We start from the raw sequence: 19,534 nt of genomic DNA on the forward strand, positions 1-19,534 counted from the left end.
TGTCGAAAAAACCCGGTTTCTGACCACCCGCGAGTAAGTCCTGTATTACTCTTCGTCTTCGTCGAAATCGAAACCGATATCATCGTCCTCGTCGTCAGCCAAAACTTCTAACGAACCGTCATCACTTGAGCCGACAAAATCGTCTTCATCAACTTCAATTTCCTCAAACTCTTCATCAGGCTCAAGGTCAGAAACTGCTGCGGTATCGAAACTGCTTTCGATCGTATATTTGCGGCGGGCAGTACGGTCATCAAGTACCACATCCTCCTGCAAATCTTGGAAATCGTCATCAAACACGGCACCTTCAAAACCCGCATCCTGAACGCTGGCATCTTCGTAAGCATTGAAACCAGTACCGGCGGGAATCAAGCGGCCGATGATGACGTTTTCTTTGAGGCCTCGGAGCCAGTCGGACTTGCCTTCGATCGCCGCTTCGGTCAGCACCCTGGTGGTTTCTTGGAAAGAAGCCGCAGAAATGAAACTGTCAGTATTGAGCGAAGCCTTAGTAATTCCCAGTAGCACCGGAGTGTAATCTGCCGGAGCCCCGCCGGTAATCGACATTGCCTCGTTCACCTGCTCTACCTGCCGCAGCTCTACCAGCTCGCCCGGTAGCATCGTAGTGTCGCCGCCGTCTTCTACGCGGACTTTGTTGGTCATCTGCCGCACAATTACCTCAATGTGCTTGTCAGAAATATCTACCCCTTGGGATTGATAGACAGATTGCACTTCGTTTACCAAGAGGGTTTGCACCTGCTGGAAACTTTCCAAAGCTGCTTCAAATGTGGACTGGCGCTCTTTGAGGGCTTGGAAGAAAACTTCGAGAATTTCATGGGGGTTGGCGGGCCCGTCAGTCAGGGCTTCGGCTACACCTACTCGCTGTCCGTCGGAGACGATCGGATTCTGCCCCGGTAGCAAAGGATATGCTTCGATGCGGCCGTCATCTTCAACTACAGCCAGTTCGACCATATCTTCCTCGGTGGATACGCGGGCAGTCCCCGGACGGTGGGCCAAAATGCAGGCTTCCTTCGGCTTGCGCCCTTCCAGGAGTTCTTCAATCCGGGGCAAACCCTGGATGATGTCGCCTGTTTTCGCCCGCTCGAACACCAGGATGACTAAGTTGTCGCCCCGCTGCACCAAGTCGCCGTCATCGACGTGGAGGACTGCACCGGCGGAAACCCGGTAAGGACGAGCTATTCTGAGCACGATTTTTGCAGGTTCCGAGCCGTTCGAGGGTACGACCTTGACTACTTGGCCGGATTCTTCCAAAAACGTGCCGGGGGCGATTTCCGTACCGGCTACTAGCAGTTGACCGGGACTGAAATCTGGGGCGACGGGGAGGTCGATCGAAATCGAGTCGGCTTCCCGCATGACCAAGAGGCGGCGCACCGGCTCATTTTGTCCTTCGCGGATGCCCCGAACCGTCCCTGCTTCTTTGCAAAGAATTTCGGTGCGGGCTACTACTGCGCCCGGAGCGATCGACTGTCCGTCTTCTACCAACAGCCGCGTCTGAGTGCTGCCCTGGGTGGGGTCTGCCGACACGTCGCGCCGAACTACGAGGGATTCTAAAATCACTAACTGCAGGCGGAAGGTTTTGGAAACCGGCGGTGCTTCGTCGCTTTCTCCTGCCAATTCTTGGGAGAGGGCGGTGGAGTCGGAGACTGCTGCTGGGGAGTCATAATCGTTGTCCGACAAGGCGGTATCATCTTCTGGGTCTGGCAAAAGTTCGATATCTGCTGCCAGTTGCGGAGCTCCTGAACCGATTTCTAGGATGAGCTGAGTCCGCAGGAGTTCGAGTCCTTCTACTGATTTGACGCGCTCTCCGTCTTTGTAGGGGAGGCGCTGGACTGCTTTGAGGGCGATCGACTCGTTGAGCGCAGTCTGGGAAGGCACCGGCGGCTTGTCGGGAACAGGAAACTCTACGACTGGCCGCAGCAGCAATGCTGGGCCTTCGGGTGTTTCGATGTATTCCGCATAGGCGAGTTCTTCAGCAACTAAGCCGGGGAAGATTTCTTGACCCGCGTTGACAATTTGACCTTCGGTTGCCGAAAGTGGGGGGCGGTCAACGACGTGCAGGGTTCCAGGTTTGATGACAATTTCCCGCAAAATATCATTTTTTTGCGTTACTTCTACTGCACCGCTGGTTTGGCAGAAGATATCTTTGACTACTTCAGTGCCGGCTTCGACGTACTGGCCATCTTCGACTAGCAATAGAGAGATGTCTTTGTTGACTTCGTGGCATTCTTCCGGTATCCACAGCAGGGTGCCGCCCTTGATGACTTCGAGTCCTTGTTTGGCTTTGCCGCGCTTTTGGACTTCGACGCCGGCGTATTTGACAATGCCTCCGGTGGCGGTGCGGTAGGTGTCGTCGAGCAGTTCGGCTACGACTTCGCCGTTGATGACTTTGCTTCCGGGAGTTGTTTTGAGCGAGAACCGCTGGTTGGAAGTTGTTTCGATCGTGTAATATTCTCGGCCGCCGGTGCTTTCGGCTCGGACGATGGCTTGGTCGAGCAATACTTGAGCGGTGATGATTTCAATTTCTCGCTCGTCGGCGATGCGGACTACGCCCCCGTGTTCGGAGACGAGTTTGGTTTCGGCGATGACGCTGTTTTCTGGAATTCGGGAGCCGTTTTTGACTGCCGGTTCCGCGCCGGGAGGGAGGTTGTAGACTTCTCCCGAGAGTATCCAAATCAGTCCGCCCCGGCTGGCGGTGCGGGTGGTGTTACCTTGGCGGTCGGTTTTTTCTTCGGGTACGATGTCGGCAAATTTGGCTTCGCCGGCTAAGTCTGAGGCTACGTCTGTGGTGACTTTTTCGGTGGTTTTGCGGGCTGCGCGTCCGACGATCGGCACTTGAGCCAATATTTGACCTTGGATGGCGCGCTGTCCGTCTTTGACCATGAGCGTGGAACCTTGGGCGATCGCCAGTTCAATCTTTAGTTTCTGATTTTTGGCTCCCGATTTGCCTTCCTCGAAGCCGTCGCCCTCGAATACGAGCTTGCCGCCGTTTTCGGCGATCAGGGCTTCTTCGCCGTGAGAAGTGCGGAAGGAACGGGTTCGCAAGTTCTTAAACTTTGCCACGCCCGGGAATGGGGCGCGTTCTTGTTTGGCGACTTCTCCGGTGAACACGCCTCCGGTGTGGAAAGTACGCATGGTGAGCTGGGTTCCGGGTTCGCCGATCGACTGGGCGGCAATAATCCCGATCGCTTCTCCCATGTCTACCATTTTCAGGTGGGCGAGGCTCCAGCCGTAGCAGCACTGACAGACGGAACGGGTGGCTTCGCAGGTTAGGGGCGATCGCAAATACACCTCGCCAACTCCTGAAGCGCCGATCGCGTCTGCCAGCTCTTCACTAATTGGCTGGTTGCGGACTGCCATGATGTTGCCGAACCTTACGATTTCTTTGGTTTTGGGGTGCACCACGTCTTTTGCAAACACCCGGCCGAGCAGCCTGTCTTTGAGGGGTATCAGCACGGTAGCTCCGTCGGTCATCGGCCGGACTCGAATCCCGCGTTGGGTGCCACAATCTACTTCGCGGACAATTACGTCTTGGGACACGTCTACCAGGCGTCGGGTCAGGTAGCCGGAGTCGGCGGTGCGGAGGGCCGTATCGACCAGTCCTTTTCGCGCTCCGTAGGAAGAAATAATGTATTCCGTGACAGTGAGGCCTTCTCGGAAGTTGGTTTTAATTGGCAAGTCGATGATTTCTCCCTGGGGGTCTGCCATCAATCCGCGCATTCCGACAAGCTGCCGCACTTGGGAGATATTTCCCCGGGCACCGGAGAAGGCCATCATGTAGACCGAGTTGAGGGGATCTGTGGCTCGGAAGTTTTTGACTACTTCGTCTTTGAGGTCTTCTGAGGTGCTGTTCCAAGTGTCGATTACTTTTTGGAAGCGTTCGACTTCGGTGATTTCGCCTCTGGTGTACCGCTGTTCGGTGATGCGGATTTCTTCTTCGGCTGCATCTAAGAGTTGTCGTTTGATTGGTGGTACTTGCAGGTCGTCTACGCTGATGGAAACTCCGGCGCGCGTAGCAAAGCGAAAACCCAAGTCTTTGAGTTTGTCTGCCATTTGCGCCGTGCGGGCAGTTCCGTATTCCATGAACGACCAAGAGATTAATTTTTTGAGCTGACCTTTGTCAACAACTCGGTTGCGAAAAACAATTTCTTTATTTTCTTTGTATTCAGTCATTTGTTTGCTGTTAGTAATTTACTCGTCAGTCATCAGTTTAGAAACCGGGTTTCTGAGAATATTTCTCCTCACCAAGCCCAACCTGTAGAAACCCGGTTTCTCGCTCCTGGCGCATCACTCATCGGTCATCAGTTCAGAAACCGGGTTTCTGAGAATATTTTTGGTCACATAACCCAACCCTTAGAAACCTCGTTTCTCGCTTCTGGGACATGGGTCATCGGTCGTGGGAGTGAAACCGGGTTTCTAAGAATATTTTTGGTCACATAACCCAACCCTTAGAAACCTAGTTTCTCGCTCCTAGACTGACCGATCGCCTATTACCCGCTGTTATTTCCCAATTTTCCAATTCCTAATTATTAATGACCGATTCGATCGTTTGGTGATAGATAATTCGACCGGGAGTAGTGCGAATAAACTGATTGAGCAAGTTTCCTTCTTTGTCTTCTCGAATCCGGCGGAACTTGAATTCTTTCGTCACCGTACCGTCGGTCGATCGTTCTAGTTTCAGCGGTTCTCCTTCTGGTTCTATATTTTCTATCGGGCCTTGAAATCTCACCCACACGTAGGAATGCAAGTCAACAACTCCTTGTTCGTAGGCTACAACCGCATCGGTGAGGTTAGAGAAATAGTGACCTGCTCCTTTTTGAGCGTCGCGATTTTCCGCTGTCAAGTAATAGCAACCGAGCACCATATCTTGCGAAGGAGTAACAATCGGTCTTCCGGTTGCGGGCGACATAATGTTATTAGAAGCCAGCATCAGCAAGCGGGCTTCCGCCTGAGATTCCAGAGACAAGGGCACGTGCACGGCCATTTGGTCGCCGTCAAAGTCAGCGTTAAAAGCCGGACAAACTAGCGGGTGAAGCTGAATCGCCCTCCCGTCTACCAAAATGGGCTCGAAGGCTTGAATTCCCAAACGGTGCAGGGTGGGGGCCCGGTTCAGCATGACTGGGTGTCCTTCAATCACTTCTTGAAGCACCTCCCAGATGCTTGGGTCGCTGCGCTGGATCAATTTTTTGGCAGCTTTGATGTTATTGACCAATCCTTGGCGGATGAGGCGGTGGATGACAAAGGGCTGGAAAAGTTCGATCGCCATTTCCCTCGGTAAACCGCACTGATGAATTTTCAGTTTCGGCCCCACCACAATCACCGAACGTCCAGAATAGTCAACCCGTTTCCCGAGCAAGTTTTGCCGGAAGCGGCCTTGTTTCCCTTCAATAATGTCCGACAGAGATTTCAGCGGGCGGTTGTTTGCGCCCACGACAGTCCGGCCGCGGCGGCCGTTGTCAATCAGCGCATCCACAGCTTCTTGCAGCATCCGTTTTTCGTTGCGGATGATAATTTCCGGCGCTAGGATTTCTTGCAATCTCGCCAAGCGGTTGTTGCGGTTAATTACTCTCCGATAAAGGTCGTTGAGGTCGCTCGTTGCAAAACGCCCGCCGTCTAGCTGTACCATCGGCCGCAAGTCTGGGGGAATCACCGGAATCACCGACAGCACCATCCAATCGGGATGAGAACCCGTAGCGATAAAGTTGTCAATTACCCGCAAACGTTTGATTAACTTCGCTCGTTTTTGACCTTTAGCATTAGCAATATCTTCGCGCAGCTTTTCCGCTTCGCTTTCTAGCGGAATATTTTGCAGCAAAACTTGCAAAGCTTCAGCACCGATTCCTACTTCTACGCCGGTCAGGGTGGAATCTTCGCTGTAAAGTTCATCTTCTATTTCCAGCCAAGCATCTTCTGTGAGCAATTGCTTGTATTGCAACTTTTCAGCATTACCAGCATTCAACACAACATAGGCATTGAAATAGACAATTTGTTCGACATCTCGCAGCGGCATATCTAACAGAATCGCCATGTAACTGGGGATACCTTTGAGATACCAAACGTGAGCAACTGGAGCTGCTAATTTGATAAATCCCATGCGGTGGCGACGGACGCGAGATTCTGTTACTTCAACACCGCATCTCTCGCAAACAATGCCTCTATGACGAACTCTCTTGTACTTGCCACAATGACATTCCCAATCTTTTGCAGGCCCAAAAATTCGCTCACAAAACAACCCGTCCATTTCCGGCTTTAATGTTCTGTAATTTATGGTTTCTGGTTTTATGACTTCGCCAGTTAGCTGACCATTGGGTAAAGTTCTCTCTCCCCATTGTCGAATTCTTTCAGGTGAAGCTAACCCAATCTTTACATAATCAAATCGTTGTTCTATCTTAGCCATTCTTGACTCCAATCGATGATTTACTTGAAATTATTTGCTGTAATTTATCTGTTTTGATTGATTGTTTGGCGCTTAAATCAATGTCATACTCCTTTATATGTGGCATTAGTTTTAATGTCATAAATGACATTTTTGGATGCTCCCAATTCGCGAGAAATCTTAGTTAGCAAGAGATTCTCCAGCTTTAATGCGTTCTCGCACATCCTGTGCTTGAGCAAAAGTCAGTTTGCGATCGAGATATCCACCCATGTGAGGAATCGGAATCTCTTCGCCTTCTTCCTTCCATGTCAGGTGATACTTAATATTGTGTATAGTTATCGGATTTACGCTGTATGCTTCAGCTAGATCCTTCATTCTCTCTCCTGCTGCTAGTTTTTGCCGGATTTCTCGCACCTTTTCCCAGTCTAATTTTGCATTGGAAAGGGGATGACTTTTTCCTTGGGTGCGTCCTTTTTTTGAAGCATCTAAGGCATTTTGGGAACGAGTACCAGCCCAGAGGTGTTCTGGATTTATACAACTGGGAGTATCGCAGGTATGACAAGCATCTATATATGTGGGAACTTCATATCCTAATTTCTCTGCTAAAACAGCACGAGTAACTGATTTCAAATTCCCATTTTTCCAGTATCTGCCATAGCCTGAACAATCTTTTCCGCCTTGAAAAATTATGCAGCCGTTGTCTTGAATTTCTCCTAAAAAATGTGGAGAAACTGTGGTGAAGTTATCGGGAATATTTGTCTGAACGATCTTAGTAATAGTTTCATGTTGTACCCCATACTCTTTTGCTAGGTGGTTCTTGACTTTTTCCGATAAATATTTAGTCTGAATTTCTCGCAGTTGTACGATCGACAATTTATCAATTCCCGGAATACTTTTGCGTCTGGGAGTTTGGCGTTAGCGCAGCCCTCGAAGAGGATCGCGCCCCATCATCTGTCCCGTGTTCTCAGCGGCAGACCCCGCTACAAGATGTTCCGGGTTGATGCAGCCTGGATTGTCGCAGGTGTGGTAAGCAAAATAACCGGAATCTAGGAATCCTGCTATTTTTGATTCGAGGACTAATCGGTGGACTAATACCGTTTTTCCCGACATCCACTTACGCCCGTAACCATTGCCAAACTCACTACTTTGCCAGTTAATACAGCCTGTCTCCCGATCGAATTCTCCTTCAATTCCGGGGATAACTGTTAAAATAATCATGTCAGCGCATCTCCTTGTTAGAGCGTTGATTCGCCTCAGTAGTGGTACGAACACTGCTGAGGCATTTTTATTCGAGATTGTCGATTTTAAATTTTAGATTAAATATTACTAAAAAATCTAAAATTTAAAATCGAAAAATCTCAAATCCCTAATCTTCGTCTTCGTCGCGAGAAAGCGATTCGTAAGTAGGCCTGGAGGGCGATCGCCGCCCGCCAGCATCCGCCATCAAATCCACCTCAACGTGCTCGCTGCCTTCGTCGTTCGTATTCACTTTGTGCACGGCAATGTCCAAACACAAAGACTGCAACTCCCGCATCAACACTTTGAACGATTCCGGCGTACCGGGGCGCGGGATGGATTTGCCCTTGACGATCGCGTTTAAAGCCTCGTTTCTGCCCTGCATATCGTCCGACTTGACTGTCAGCAACTCCTGCAAGGTGTAAGCGCAGCCAAAGGCCTCCAAGGCCCAGACTTCCATTTCCCCGAACCGCTGTCCACCCTGCTGCGCTTTGCCGCCCAAAGGCTGCTGCGTCACCAAGGAGTAAGGCCCGGTGCTGCGGGCGTGGATTTTGTCATCTACCAAGTGGACGAGTTTGAGCATATAGGCGATGCCGACTGTGATTGGGCGATCGAACGCTTCCCCAGTTCTGCCGTCATAAACTATAGTCTTGCCTGGGTGTTTTTCGTTAAACACCCAAGGCTTGCCAGTTTTTTCCCGCGCCTCTTCCAACTTGCCGTGAACGGTTTCCCGCGACTTTTCAGCGCCGTGCATTTCGTCAAACGGCACCATCTTGAACCGCATCGACAGATTTTCGCCCGCCCAGCCTAGCAAGCACTCGAAAATTTGACCGACGTTCATCCGCGACGGTACGCCCAAGGGGTTGAGCACGATGTCAATCGGAGTGCCATCGGGCAAGTAGGGCATATCTTCCTTCGGCAGAATCCGGGATACGATGCCTTTGTTGCCGTGGCGGCCGGCCATTTTGTCGCCGACTTGAATTTTTCGTTTTTGGGCGACGTAGACGCGGACGACCATGTTAGCGCCGGGGGGCAGTTCATCGCCTTGTTCGCGGGTAAAAACGCGCACATCTACGACGCGGCCTTTTTCTCCGTTGGGAACGCGCAGCGAGTTGTCGCGCACGTCGCGAGCTTTTTCACCGAAGATTGCTCTGAGCAGTTTTTCTTCGGGGGGTTGGTCGGATTCGCCTTTGGGGGTGACTTTGCCGACTAAGATATCGCCAGATTCTACCCAAGCGCCTTTGCGGATGATGCCTCCTTCGTCTAGCTGGCGCAGGGCGTCTTCGCCGACGTTGGGAATTTCGCGGGTGATTTCTTCGGGGCCTAGTTTGGTTTGGCGGGCTTCGATTTCGTATTTCTCGATGTGGATGCTGGTGTATACGTCTTCGTACACCAATCGCTCGCTGATAAGCATTGCGTCTTCGTAGTTGTATCCTTCCCAAGGCATATAGGCTACGAGGATGTTGTGACCGAGGGCGAGTTCTGCGCCTTCGGTGGAGGAACCGTCGGCGAGGACTTGACCTGCTACGACACGATCGCCCTCATAGATTAGGGGGCGCTGGTTCAAGCAGGTATCTTGGTTCGATCGCTGGTATTTTTGCAGTTCGTGTTCGATGCAGCCGGCGTATTTTTGCTTCCAAACCGAAGGCTGTCTGACTTTGAGTTCGTCGTACTCGCGAATCAGGAAATGTTCTTCGCTGGAATTAGACTCGGCATCTGGTGCCAGGGGCTTGACAATAATCCGGGTCGCATCGATGTAAATGACTTCGCCGTCAATCCGGGAAACTACCACCATCCCGGAATCTCGGGCTGCCTGAGCTTCGAGACCAGTACCGACGAGGGGGCGTTCGGGTTTGAGCAGCGGCACGGCTTGCCGCTGCATATTCGACCCCATCAGAGCGCGGTTGGCGTCGTCGTGTTCCAAGAACGGGATCAGGGAGGTGGCAACGGAGACGATTTGTACGGGTGAAATCGCCATGTAGTCCACCTGCATGGGGGTGGTGGTGGTGAATTCTTGGCGGTAGCGGACGGCTACGGTTTCGCCCAAGAGGTTGTTGTTTTCGTCGAGGCTGATGTCTCCGGGGGCGACGCGCAAGTCGTCTTCTTCATCGGCTGTCATGTAGATGGGGGCTTTGTCCCGCAGCACCTGTCCTTTTTCTACTGGGTAGAATGGTGTTTCGATGAAGCCGTAGGGGTTGACGCGGGCGTGGGTTGCTAGGGAACCGATCAGTCCGGCGTTGGGGCCTTCTGGTGTTTCGATCGGGCAAATCCGGCCGTAGTGGGACGGGTGAATGTCCCGCACTGCGAAACCTGCGCGTTCGCGGGTCAGACCTCCAGGGCCGAGGGCGGAAAGCCGGCGTTTGTGGGTCAGTTCTGCGAGGGGATTGGTTTGATCCATGAACTGCGATAGCTGCGAGGAACCGAAAAATTCCTTGATTGCTGCTACCAGGGGTTTGGGGTTGACTAGGGAGGCGGGGGTGAGGGAGTCTGCGTCGGAGACTGTCATGCGTTCGCGGATGATCCGTTCTAGGCGGTTGAGTCCGACTCTGACTTGGTTTTGCAGCAGTTCGCCGACGCTGCGGACGCGACGGTTTCCTAAGTGGTCGATGTCATCCGTCGAGCCGATGTCGAATTCGAGGTTGATCAAATAGTCGATCGCCGTCAAGATATCTTGGGATGTCAGCACCCGCACGGTGTCGGGGACTGTCAACCGCAGTTTTTTGTTTAGTTTGTAGCGGCCGACTTTGCCTAAATCGTAGCGTTTGGGGTCGAAAAAGCGGGAATTGAGGAGCTGTTCTCCGCCGGCTACGGTGGGGGGTTCGCCCGGTCGCAGTTTGCGGTAGAGCTCCATTAGAGCTTCTTCTTCGCCGAACTGTCCTTCTTTTTCGATGGTTTTTTGGAAGTATTCGGGGTGGCGCAAACTGTCGTAGATTTCGCCGTCTGTGAGCCCTAGGGCTTTGAGGAGGACTTGGGCCGATAGTTTGCGGGTTTTGTCGATTCTGACCCAGACTAAATCGTTTTTGTCGGTCTCGAATTTCAGCCACGCGCCACGGTTGGGGATGAGACTGGCGTTGTAGGTGCGGCGGCCGTTTTTGTCGGTTTCCGATTTGTAGTATACGCCGGGGGAACGGACGATTTGGTTGACGATTACTCGTTCCGCGCCGTTGATGATGAAGGTTCCCCGTTCTGTCATCAATGGCAAGTCGCCGATGAAGACTTCTTGTTCTTTGATTTCGCCTGTTTCTTTGTTGATCAGGCGGGTTGGTACGTACATTTGTACCGAGTAGGTGCTGTCCCGGCGCTTGGCTTCGTCCACGTCGTATTTCGGGCGCTTGAGTTTGAAGTCTTTGCCCATGAAGTGGAGTTCTAGTTTGCCGGTGTAGTCTGAGATCGGGGAGAAGCTATCGAGTTCTTCGATCAGTCCGGCTTCTAGGAACCAGCGAAAACTTGCCCGCTGGATTTCGATCAGGTCGGGCAAGGTGAACGCGAATTCTGTGTAATCTTTAGTGATCATGGGTGTCCTTTTTCCGCTGTGGCTCTAGCTTTTTACATTGCGCCAAGGCTTGGCGTTTTTACTTTGTTGTGTTTTTTTGATGGATTGTGTGAGAGAATGTATATGATATTTTCGATCGCGATCCGACTTTTGCAACTGTTATTTGTGCGGGTTGCTCGCATTCGTTTTGTGCGGATTTACGCTTGATTGAGATGTTTTTAGAACCGATATTTTGCTGTTTCAGGGTAAACTCCCCATACATTCGACTCCTCAAATTGACTCGAAAGCTATTGCCAAATTACTGAGGTTCCAAGTGTCTCCCTGTCTGTAAATTTGACTGTGTAAGGAAAGAGTTTCTGCTGGAAGTTTTGGCGAGCGTTGGGACGGCGTGCTGGCCCGATTGCTGGCAGTTCGCCGACTGCTGCGATCGCGGGGATAGTCAGCCAAAGCTCGATCGGCTGGTTCTATTATTATAGGACGCAAATTCGATCGCGTGCCGTCAACGTCAAAGGAATCTCAGGGTGAGGATGAATCCGGTTTTTAGGGCAAACAAAATATAGATGAGATTACCCCTTACCCCGAAGGCTTGCCTCTAAATCGATTAGTTTTCCTCGTTTCCTTGCTCTATAGCGAGTGAAAGGCCAAATAGCTGACAGGCATTTTCGGTTGTCTGCCGCGACAAAGTTAAAAGAGAAACTCCTCTCAATTTCGCAACTTGCTCGGCTACGTAGTATACGTAAGCTGGTTCATTACGTTTTCCCCGCTGGGGTGCGGGGGCGAGAAAAGGGCAATCTGTCTCAACTAGGATGCGATCGCTATTTACCATACAAGCTGATTCTTGTATTTGCAAGGCTTTTTTAAAGGTGACTGTGCCGCTAAAACTGATGTAGAAACCCAAGTCTAAAAACCACTGGGTTTCTTCGGGCGTACCTCCCCAGCAGTGCATCACTCCCCGCACCGGGCCGCGTTTTTCCCAAAAGTTCCGCAGCATTTCGGCCATTGGGGCGGCAGCGTCGCGACAGTGGATAATGACTGGTTTGTCAAGTTCCCTGGCGATTTCAAGCTGTGCCTCAAACACTTTAAACTGGTGTTCGCGATCGTCAGCTTTAAAAAAGTCGAGTCCGGTTTCACCGATCGCCACTACCCTAGAGTCAGAACTTGCCTTTTCGCGAATCAGATTCGCAGTTTCGTCTTTCCACTTGGCGGCATCTAGGGGGTGAAGCCCCACCGCAAACGAGACTTCTGGAAATCGATCGGCAATTGCTTGAATTGAGGCAAACTCTGCAGGCTCCACACAAGAATGAACTAGCCGAACCACACCAGCTTCGCGCCAGCGTTGTCGAATAGTTTCTAATTCAGACTTGTAAGTCTCAAAGTTGATATGAACGTGAGTGTCAATGAGCTGCATGGGGGAAGCAGATTAGATTTGATACCAGAGCATCCGAGTTGTTGACGGGAGAGTGGGGGATGGGGAGATGGGGAGATGGGGAGATGGGGAGAGTGGGAGAGTGGGAGAGTGGGGGAATGGGAGAGTGGGGGATGGGGAGATGGGGAGATGGGGAGATGGGGAGAGTGGGAAAAATTCTCTTTCTTCCTTCTTCCCTCTTCCCTCTTCCTTCTTCCGACGGACTTACATCCGTTACATCCGTTACATCCCGTACATTGCTCGTTGCCGAACTTCCTTCTTCCCTCTTCCTTCTTCCTTCTTCCCTCTTCCTTCTTCCTTCTCTTAGGATGCTACTTGTGTTTCGTGTGGCTTTAGGGTTCTTGCCAAGCGGGACTTTTTGCGATCGCCGTTGTTGCGGTGGAGTACGCCTTTTTTGACAGCTTTGTCAATTTTGCTGTATGCCTCAGACATCCGCTGCTGAACTTCTTGCATTAATTCAGGAGAAGGAGTTGCGGCGTACTTTTCGACGGCTACAAAATACTTCTTCATCAAAGTTTTGACCGCTGACTTGTAAGACTTGTTGTACAAGCGGTTGCGCTCGGCGATTTTGACTCGTTTGATTGCGGACTTAATATTTGCCATAGTGTCAGTTGCTGGAAGTAGGTATTCATTGATACATCCCCGTCGGGAGAAAGTCTCCAGACACGGGAATTTTGCGACAAGCTTTTCGGGAGCGAGCCACAAAAAGCTTGATTTTTAAAAGCTGAGTCTGTTGATTTGAGGTTGAAAATTTTAGATTTAGTCCGCAGGTGAACCTGAGATCTCGAACCAAAGTCTAAAATTTTGAGTTCTCCACGACTCACGACCAGGCGAGTGTCGGGGGCTTCCGTTTTTGGGCGGGTCGGACAGCCACTACCGCTAGCTCAGATCGAGCTGAGTCTGTGGGTACTTTCGGGCGACGCAATAATTTTTTATTGACTCATTTAACTGCCAATTTTTTATCCCTGACGATACCCAAAGGTATGATACAGGTGTTACACAGGCTAGTTGCGGGCGATCGACCGTCACGAGTTAAAGTTACGGTTTCTGACACGCAATTTTCAATTATACAATAATTTGGCGTTTTTCTATAAAAAAAACTATCTGGTGTTGGAAAAACTAATATAGCATCTATTCTGCTTAAAATCCCATTCCCGGAAAAATCCAAGTTAAACTATAACAAACAATACGGGTTATTTGGGCTTCTTGCTGGATCACTCATCGAATCGAAGGAAGAAGGAAGTTCGGCAACGGATCATGTAACGGATGTAACGGATGTAAGTCCGTCGGAAGAAGGAAGTTCGGCAACGGATTATGTAACGGATGTAACGGATGTAAGTCCGTCGGAAGAAGGAAGGGGGAAGAAGGAAGAGGGAACAAATCCCCCCCTTCTCTTCCTCCTCTGTCCCTCTAGATTCTCCCCCTCTTCCTGTGCACCCGGTTCTCTGGCGAGCAATTTCCAAGGAAGGTTGTGGCTTGTCCTCGGTGTTGCAAAATCCCGACAGAGATTTAAGCGCTGCACTGAAGCCTGTGAAAATGCCGCGAGTCTGGCAGTTTAAGCTTGTGGACTCGTGGTGGCATACTTTTCTAGGATATATTCACAAAAATTCCAAATTGTCAAGCAAATGTTAGCTATACAGGCGGGAATCCCCAAACCATAACCGTTTCGGATTGGTGTTAAAATGAAAAACCTGCACTAATTGTAATAATTCTGGTAGAATATTCATATCTTGGATCCAAGAATAACAATCTGGGTCTAGGTAAAAAACTTTTCATGTGACAAGTGGGGCGGGACGTGTTCCTCACTATAAAACGCAGTAGAGGGAAACAATTGGAGTACCTTGAATGAAGTTCTAGATATCCTTAACCGGACTCTGAAGCCCACACCATGCCCTTCCGGTTGGTGTGGGAGCGTCACTGAATTATTGACGGCATTCCTAATCTCCATGCTGCGAATTATTACTCAGTGGGTTGAGGCGCAAGCTGAACTGCGACGAATCTGCGATCGCACCCATGACGAACTTATTGTTCATAAAGAAGCCACCGTGCGGGAGGTGCTGCAAGCTGTAAGGCGTAGAGGCGATTTGGCCCTGCTGCACTACACTGCTGAATTCGATCGCATGACTCTAAATGTGGAAGATTTGCGGGTGAGTGGCGCCGAATTGGATGCTGCTTACCAACAGGTGTCGAAAGAATTATTAAATGCGATCCGCACAGCTTGCAAACAGGTAGAGGCGTTTCACCGACAGCGCGTACCCAAGTCTTGGGTGCAGTTTGGTGATGACGAAATTGTTTTGGGCAAGCGCTACACACCGGTCGATCGCGCGGGAATTTACATTCCTGGCGGTCAAGCGTCCTATCCTAGCTCGGTAATCATGAATGCGGTACCTGCAAAGGTCGCTAAGGTTCCGAGAGTGGTGATGTGTACTCCCCCCGGACAGGAGAAGAAAATGAATCCTGCGGTGCTTGTAGCGGCTCAGGAAGCGGGAGTTGATGAGATTTATCGAGTGGGCGGGGCACAGGCGATCGCGGCTTTGGCCTATGGTACGGAAAGTATTTCCAAGGTGGATTTAATCACCGGGCCGGGGAATATTTACGTGACGCTAGCGAAAAAACTGGTTTATGGAACGGTGGGAATCGATTCTCTGGCGGGGCCGTCGGAAGTGCTGATTATTGCTGATAGTTCGGCAAATCCCGTACATGTAGCTGCGGATATGTTGGCGCAAGCCGAACACGATTCGATGGCGTCGGCGATTTTGCTGACGGCGGATTCGGTGCTGGCGAGAAAGGTGGTGGCTGAGGTAGACAGACAGTTGGTAAATCACCCGCGCCGGACTTTGACGGAAAAGGCGATCGTTAATTACGGTTTAGTTGTAGTGGTTGATTCTCTCAAAGCGGCGGCGGAACTGTCTAACGAGTTTGCGCCGGAACACTTGGAATTGCAAGTGGCAGAGCCCTGGGATTTGCTAGACCAAATTCGGCACGCTGGGGCGATTTTCTTGGGTTTATCTACACCGGAAGCTGTGGGTGATTATTTGGCGGGCCCCAATCATACTTTGCCGACTTCTGGGGCGGCGCGCTATGCTTCGCCGCTGGGGGTGGAAACTTTTATGAAGCATTCGAGTTTGATTGAATATTCGCCGACGGCGCTGAAGAAGGTTAGTAAGGCGATTGATGTGTTGGCCAAAGCTGAGGGTTTACCTTCTCATGCTGATTCGGTGCGGTTGCGGACTGAAAATGAGGGAAAGAGTGAATTTTAGATGGTAGAGTTGAGGCTGGCGATCGGGATTTACGCAATTCGGGCTTAAGAAACCCGGTTTCTTCCAATATCTTGCTTAAATGACGCAATTATGTTAAGAAACCGGGTTTCTGTGTTGATGATGATGTGGCCCGGTAGCGCGAAGTTGTGGAAAGTAGCCGATAATTAACGCGAAGTTTAAAGTCTAATATCTGAGATTTATAAGGTGCATTATATTGAATACTATTTTGGTGGCGATCGACAATTCAGAGTTAGCGACTCAGGTATTGCAAGTTGTAGGGCAATTTCAGCTAGAACCGACGGCAAAGGTGATTCTAGTTCATGTTGTGACTTCTGATATGTCGGATTTTGATGCGGCGGTCGATCGACCTCACGCTCAGGGAAAGGAGATTGCTTACCGAGAAGTGGAGAAGTTACTGCAATCTTATCAGCAAAAGTTGCCTTGTCAGAGCGAGTTAGAGATTGTTTCGGGGGAACCGGCGCAGGAGATTTTGCGTTTGGCGAATATTTATAAAGCAGACTTAATTGCGATCGGCTGTCGGGGTTTGACTGGTGTCAAGCGAATTTTGGCAGGTTCGGTGAGTGCTGAGGTTGTGGCTGAGGCTCCTTGTTCGGTGTTGGTTGTGCGGGCTAGGTAGGGGCGGTAAATCAAAGAGTCGATCGCGTTTACCTCAACCAACATACGTATTCCACTAAGAGATTGCGAGATAAAAATTCGGAAAATATATCTAGTTTTGTATAGAACCCATTTGACATCTTTGAGTTTTTGAGTAGGGTGACGAGAAATATAGAGAGAAACTGGTTTTTGAGATTTACGCAAGGGGCGAGAAACCGAGTTTCTACGAGTTTTTGGTTGGGTGACGAGAAATAGAGAAACCCGGTTTCTGAGATTTACCCAGAATAGATATCAAATGGGTTCTATAGATAAATGTTTTGGAGTTTCCGAATTGGCGATCGTTGATTGAAACAGAAGTCGGTTATACCAATTTCATAAAATGCCGATACAAACATGAGTTCTGCCGAACGAAATTCGATGTCTGAAATAGATTTACTAACTGTAGCAATATTATGAAATTGGTATAAAAAATTGGGAATTTTGCCTAGTTTAGTAGAAAGTCTATTTTCTACTTCCCCTTTCCCTTCCCCTTGGTCAAAAAGTCCCGCAGCCGCAACAAACTAGCGGTTTGGCCCAAATTCAGCGGTAGCAGCGACACTCCCTCCAACCGAGACTGCACCCAACCGTCGCCCCAATACCACTCGTGAAACCCGTCAATTCCCTCACTCAATAACAGCCGCAGACAGTTTGACTCAGCAATGTCCACATAGTGCTGCACCGCTACCGGGCCAATCCAACTCGTGAAAGTCAATTCGCGATCGATCATTTCCGGCAAACCCTTAGAAAACTGCTGAGGCCACAGCCACTGCTGCAACTGCACAGGACGCAGCAAACTGTCTCGAATCGCGGTTTCCGAAGCTTCAACCTCAATCCGCAGTTGACTTTGTTGAAAATTACCTAGCATAGCAATTTGAAATTTTATATAGGAGCTTTACTTAACTTCAATGTAACGTAATTGCACGAAGTTCGATCGACAATGCCGATCGCACCCTCAGAAAATTCCCCTACATTATAGTAAAAAAAATTTACCTATTTGGAGAGCGGTTGGCGAATAAAACTAGAAACAACTGCCACAATCCGCGCCGCCACAATCGAGTCCAGAACAATCCGCGCCGCCACAATCGAGCCCAGAACAATCCGCGCCACCACAATCGAGCCCAGAACAATCCGCGCCGCTACAATCGAGCCCAGAACAACATTCTGAGATTCCACAATCTAGCCCTTCAATAAAGTTTTCACACTGAGAGCTTCTGCGAGGAGTTTCCCCCTGAGATTTTGGTCGATCGGATTTTGGTTCATCGTTACCCTCGAAATTGGAGTCTTCACTGCCAGATTCACTGCTAAACCGAGCTTTCAAGATTTGATTTGCCCGCTTGCAAGCCGCAAACCGACGGTGTGACGCTTTGATCGCCCCAAAGCAGCCCAATTTGGCGATCGCGCCCTTGATATACTGAGAGCAAGACTCCCCTCCGTACAGCACTCGGTGAGCACAAGAAAACCCTTTTCTCGGTGATATGTGTTTCTGATATCCGCTAATAGAAGCTACAGCTAGTTGTCGGAGGGCTGCATCAAAGATAGGCGTTTGCATTGGTTTCCCATACGTTAGATATTCCCTTCCTGCTAAAAACTACAACCAACAGCTCAACAATTCCCCGCGCCCCATCCCTCGCGCGATGCCTATTTTCGTATCCAATTGTTAAGCTCTGTTTCATTTCATTTAAATCTCCCGTCCTTACCCCACAGCCAAGAAACTCCGTGATACCATCACATCTGACTGAGTAAATACTTATAGAAAAAACTGGGGAGAAAAGCTTTGACACTACGGGTTGCAGTTGTGGGCTCAGGGCCGGCCGGTTCTTCCGCCGCCGAAACATTGGTAAAAGCAGGAATCGAAACTTATTTATTCGAGCGCAAATTAGACAACGCAAAACCCTGCGGTGGCGCGATTCCCCTGTGCATGGTCAGCGAATTTGACTTGCCACAAAGTATTATTGACCGTCAAGTCAGAAAAATGAAAATGATTTCCCCCTCCAACGTAGAGGTGGACATCAATATCGAAAATGCCGACGAATACATCGGTATGTGCCGCCGGGAAGTGCTCGACGGCTTCATGCGCGATCGCGCTGCTTCCTTGGGTGCCAAACTAATTAACGGCACAGTCCACACCTTAGAGATTCCTGGGAACAACACCGACCCCTACATTCTCCACTACGCCGACCACTCCAACGGCACCGCTGTGGGAACTCAGAAAACCCTGAAAGTGGATTTGGTAATCGGGGCTGACGGCGCTAACTCCCGCGTAGCCAAGGCGATTGATGCAGGCGATTATAATTATGCGATCGCCTTCCAAGAGCGCATCCGCCTCCCAGAAGATAAAATGGCTTACTACGAAGGCTTAGCCGAAATGTACGTCGGCGACGACGTTTCCACCGACTTCTACGCCTGGGTGTTCCCCAAATACGACCACGTAGCCGTCGGTACCGGCACGATGAAAGTCAATCAAGCCAGCATCAAAAAACTGCAAGCCGGCATCCGCGCCCGCGCTGCCAAAAAACTGATGGGCGGTGAGATTATTAAAGTGGAAGCTCACCCCATCCCGGAACATCCGCGTCCCCGCCGGGTTGTCGGCCGAGTTGCTCTCGTCGGCGACGCCGCCGGTTACGTTACCAAGTCTTCGGGCGAAGGTATTTACTTTGCTGCGAAGTCTGGCCGGATGTGCGCCGAAACGATTGTGGAGATTTCTCAGCAGGGGACGCGGATTCCTACGGAACAGGAAATCAAGCTTTATCTGAAGCGTTGGGATAAGGCCTACGGAATTACTTATAAAGTGCTTGACATTTTGCAGCGCGTGTTCTACCGTTCCGATGCTACTCGCGAAGCTTTTGTGGAAATGTGTGCCGATCGCGACGTGCAGAAACTCACATTCGATAGCTACTTGTATAAGACAGTAGTGCCAGCCAATCCTTTCATCCAAATGAAGATTACCGCCAAAACCATTGGTAGCTTGTTGCGTGGCAATGCTTTAGCGCCTTAACTGTTAAAGCACTTTGTATAAAAAAAGCGGGCAGTCACAAAACTGCTCGCTTTTTTTATGGTTCAGATAACGAACCGCGAAG

General features: G+C 50.3%; 14 protein-coding genes and 1 pseudogene. 4 read left to right on the forward strand and 11 right to left on the reverse strand.

The window, feature by feature from the left end; all coding sequences use genetic code 11:
• Nucleotides 1–45 precede the first annotated feature (45 nt).
• The 7 genes from QUB13_RS26065 to QUB13_RS26095 form a co-directional block, all read right to left on the reverse strand.
• Nucleotides 46–4,185: a DNA-directed RNA polymerase subunit beta'' gene (locus tag QUB13_RS26065; RefSeq protein WP_333386753.1), complete on the reverse strand. Its 4,140-nt coding sequence runs from the start codon at nt 4,183–4,185 to the stop codon at nt 46–48.
• A gap of 349 nt (nt 4,186–4,534) precedes the next feature.
• Nucleotides 4,535–6,409, reverse strand: coding sequence for a DNA-directed RNA polymerase subunit gamma (locus tag QUB13_RS26070; protein ID WP_333087812.1), 1,875 nt, complete (start codon nt 6,407–6,409; stop codon nt 4,535–4,537).
• A 159-nt stretch (nt 6,410–6,568) separates the two neighbouring features.
• Nucleotides 6,569–7,261, reverse strand: a complete 693-nt coding sequence (locus QUB13_RS26075; RefSeq protein ID WP_333386756.1) for an HNH endonuclease — start codon at nt 7,259–7,261, stop codon at nt 6,569–6,571.
• Nucleotides 7,262–7,303: 42 nt separating this feature from the next.
• Nucleotides 7,304–7,606, reverse strand: coding sequence for an HNH endonuclease (locus QUB13_RS26080; RefSeq protein WP_333386759.1), 303 nt, complete (start codon nt 7,604–7,606; stop codon nt 7,304–7,306).
• A gap of 148 nt (nt 7,607–7,754) precedes the next feature.
• A complete protein-coding gene (gene rpoB, locus QUB13_RS26085) occupies nt 7,755–11,138 on the reverse strand; it encodes a DNA-directed RNA polymerase subunit beta (RefSeq protein WP_333087807.1) in 3,384 nt (1,127 codons plus the stop codon).
• A 249-nt stretch (nt 11,139–11,387) separates the two neighbouring features.
• Nucleotides 11,388–11,600: a hypothetical protein gene (locus QUB13_RS26090; protein WP_333386763.1), complete on the reverse strand. Its 213-nt coding sequence runs from the start codon at nt 11,598–11,600 to the stop codon at nt 11,388–11,390.
• Nucleotides 11,601–11,718: 118 nt separating this feature from the next.
• Complete coding sequence (locus tag QUB13_RS26095) at nt 11,719–12,525, reverse strand: TatD family hydrolase (RefSeq protein ID WP_333386766.1); 807 nt, start codon at nt 12,523–12,525, stop codon at nt 11,719–11,721.
• Nucleotides 12,526–12,592: 67 nt separating this feature from the next.
• Between QUB13_RS26095 and QUB13_RS26100 the strand changes: the two genes are divergently transcribed.
• Nucleotides 12,593–12,850 (forward strand): hypothetical protein, encoded by a 258-nt coding sequence (locus QUB13_RS26100; protein ID WP_333386769.1) that lies wholly within the window; start codon nt 12,593–12,595, stop codon nt 12,848–12,850.
• Here QUB13_RS26100 and rpsT read toward each other — a convergent pair.
• Nucleotides 12,847–13,146 (reverse strand): 30S ribosomal protein S20, encoded by a 300-nt coding sequence (gene rpsT, locus QUB13_RS26105; protein ID WP_333386772.1) that lies wholly within the window; start codon nt 13,144–13,146, stop codon nt 12,847–12,849. The two genes, QUB13_RS26100 and rpsT, sit on opposite strands and share 4 nt — an antisense overlap.
• A 1,343-nt stretch (nt 13,147–14,489) precedes the next feature.
• Here rpsT and hisD point away from each other — a divergent pair.
• On the forward strand, nt 14,490–15,803 hold the full coding sequence (gene hisD / locus QUB13_RS26110; RefSeq protein WP_333386787.1) for a histidinol dehydrogenase: 1,314 nt from the start codon (nt 14,490–14,492) through the stop codon (nt 15,801–15,803).
• 211 nt (nt 15,804–16,014) lie between these two features.
• Entirely contained in the window at nt 16,015–16,440 is a 426-nt protein-coding gene (locus tag QUB13_RS26115) for a universal stress protein (RefSeq protein ID WP_333386790.1), read from the forward strand.
• A 486-nt stretch (nt 16,441–16,926) separates the two neighbouring features.
• On the opposite strand, the gene QUB13_RS26120 is transcribed toward QUB13_RS26115, so the two are convergent.
• From QUB13_RS26120 to yidD, 3 genes and pseudogenes are all read right to left on the reverse strand, one after another.
• A complete protein-coding gene (locus tag QUB13_RS26120; protein WP_333087794.1) occupies nt 16,927–17,322 on the reverse strand; it encodes a hypothetical protein in 396 nt (131 codons plus the stop codon).
• A 125-nt stretch (nt 17,323–17,447) separates the two neighbouring features.
• A complete protein-coding gene (locus QUB13_RS26125) occupies nt 17,448–17,630 on the reverse strand; it encodes a hypothetical protein (protein WP_333386793.1) in 183 nt (60 codons plus the stop codon).
• 151 nt (nt 17,631–17,781) lie between these two features.
• Nucleotides 17,782–18,006: pseudogene (gene yidD / locus QUB13_RS26130) on the reverse strand (membrane protein insertion efficiency factor YidD); the annotation flags it as partial.
• A gap of 225 nt (nt 18,007–18,231) precedes the next feature.
• Between yidD and chlP the strand changes: the two are divergent.
• On the forward strand, nt 18,232–19,452 hold the full coding sequence (gene chlP / locus QUB13_RS26135; RefSeq protein WP_333087791.1) for a geranylgeranyl reductase: 1,221 nt from the start codon (nt 18,232–18,234) through the stop codon (nt 19,450–19,452).
• Nucleotides 19,453–19,534: the final 82 nt, after the last annotated feature.

Origin of the sequence: Microcoleus sp. B4-D4 (assembly GCF_036705185.1) — a bacterium.
Lineage (GTDB): Bacteria > Cyanobacteriota > Cyanobacteriia > Cyanobacteriales > Microcoleaceae > Microcoleus.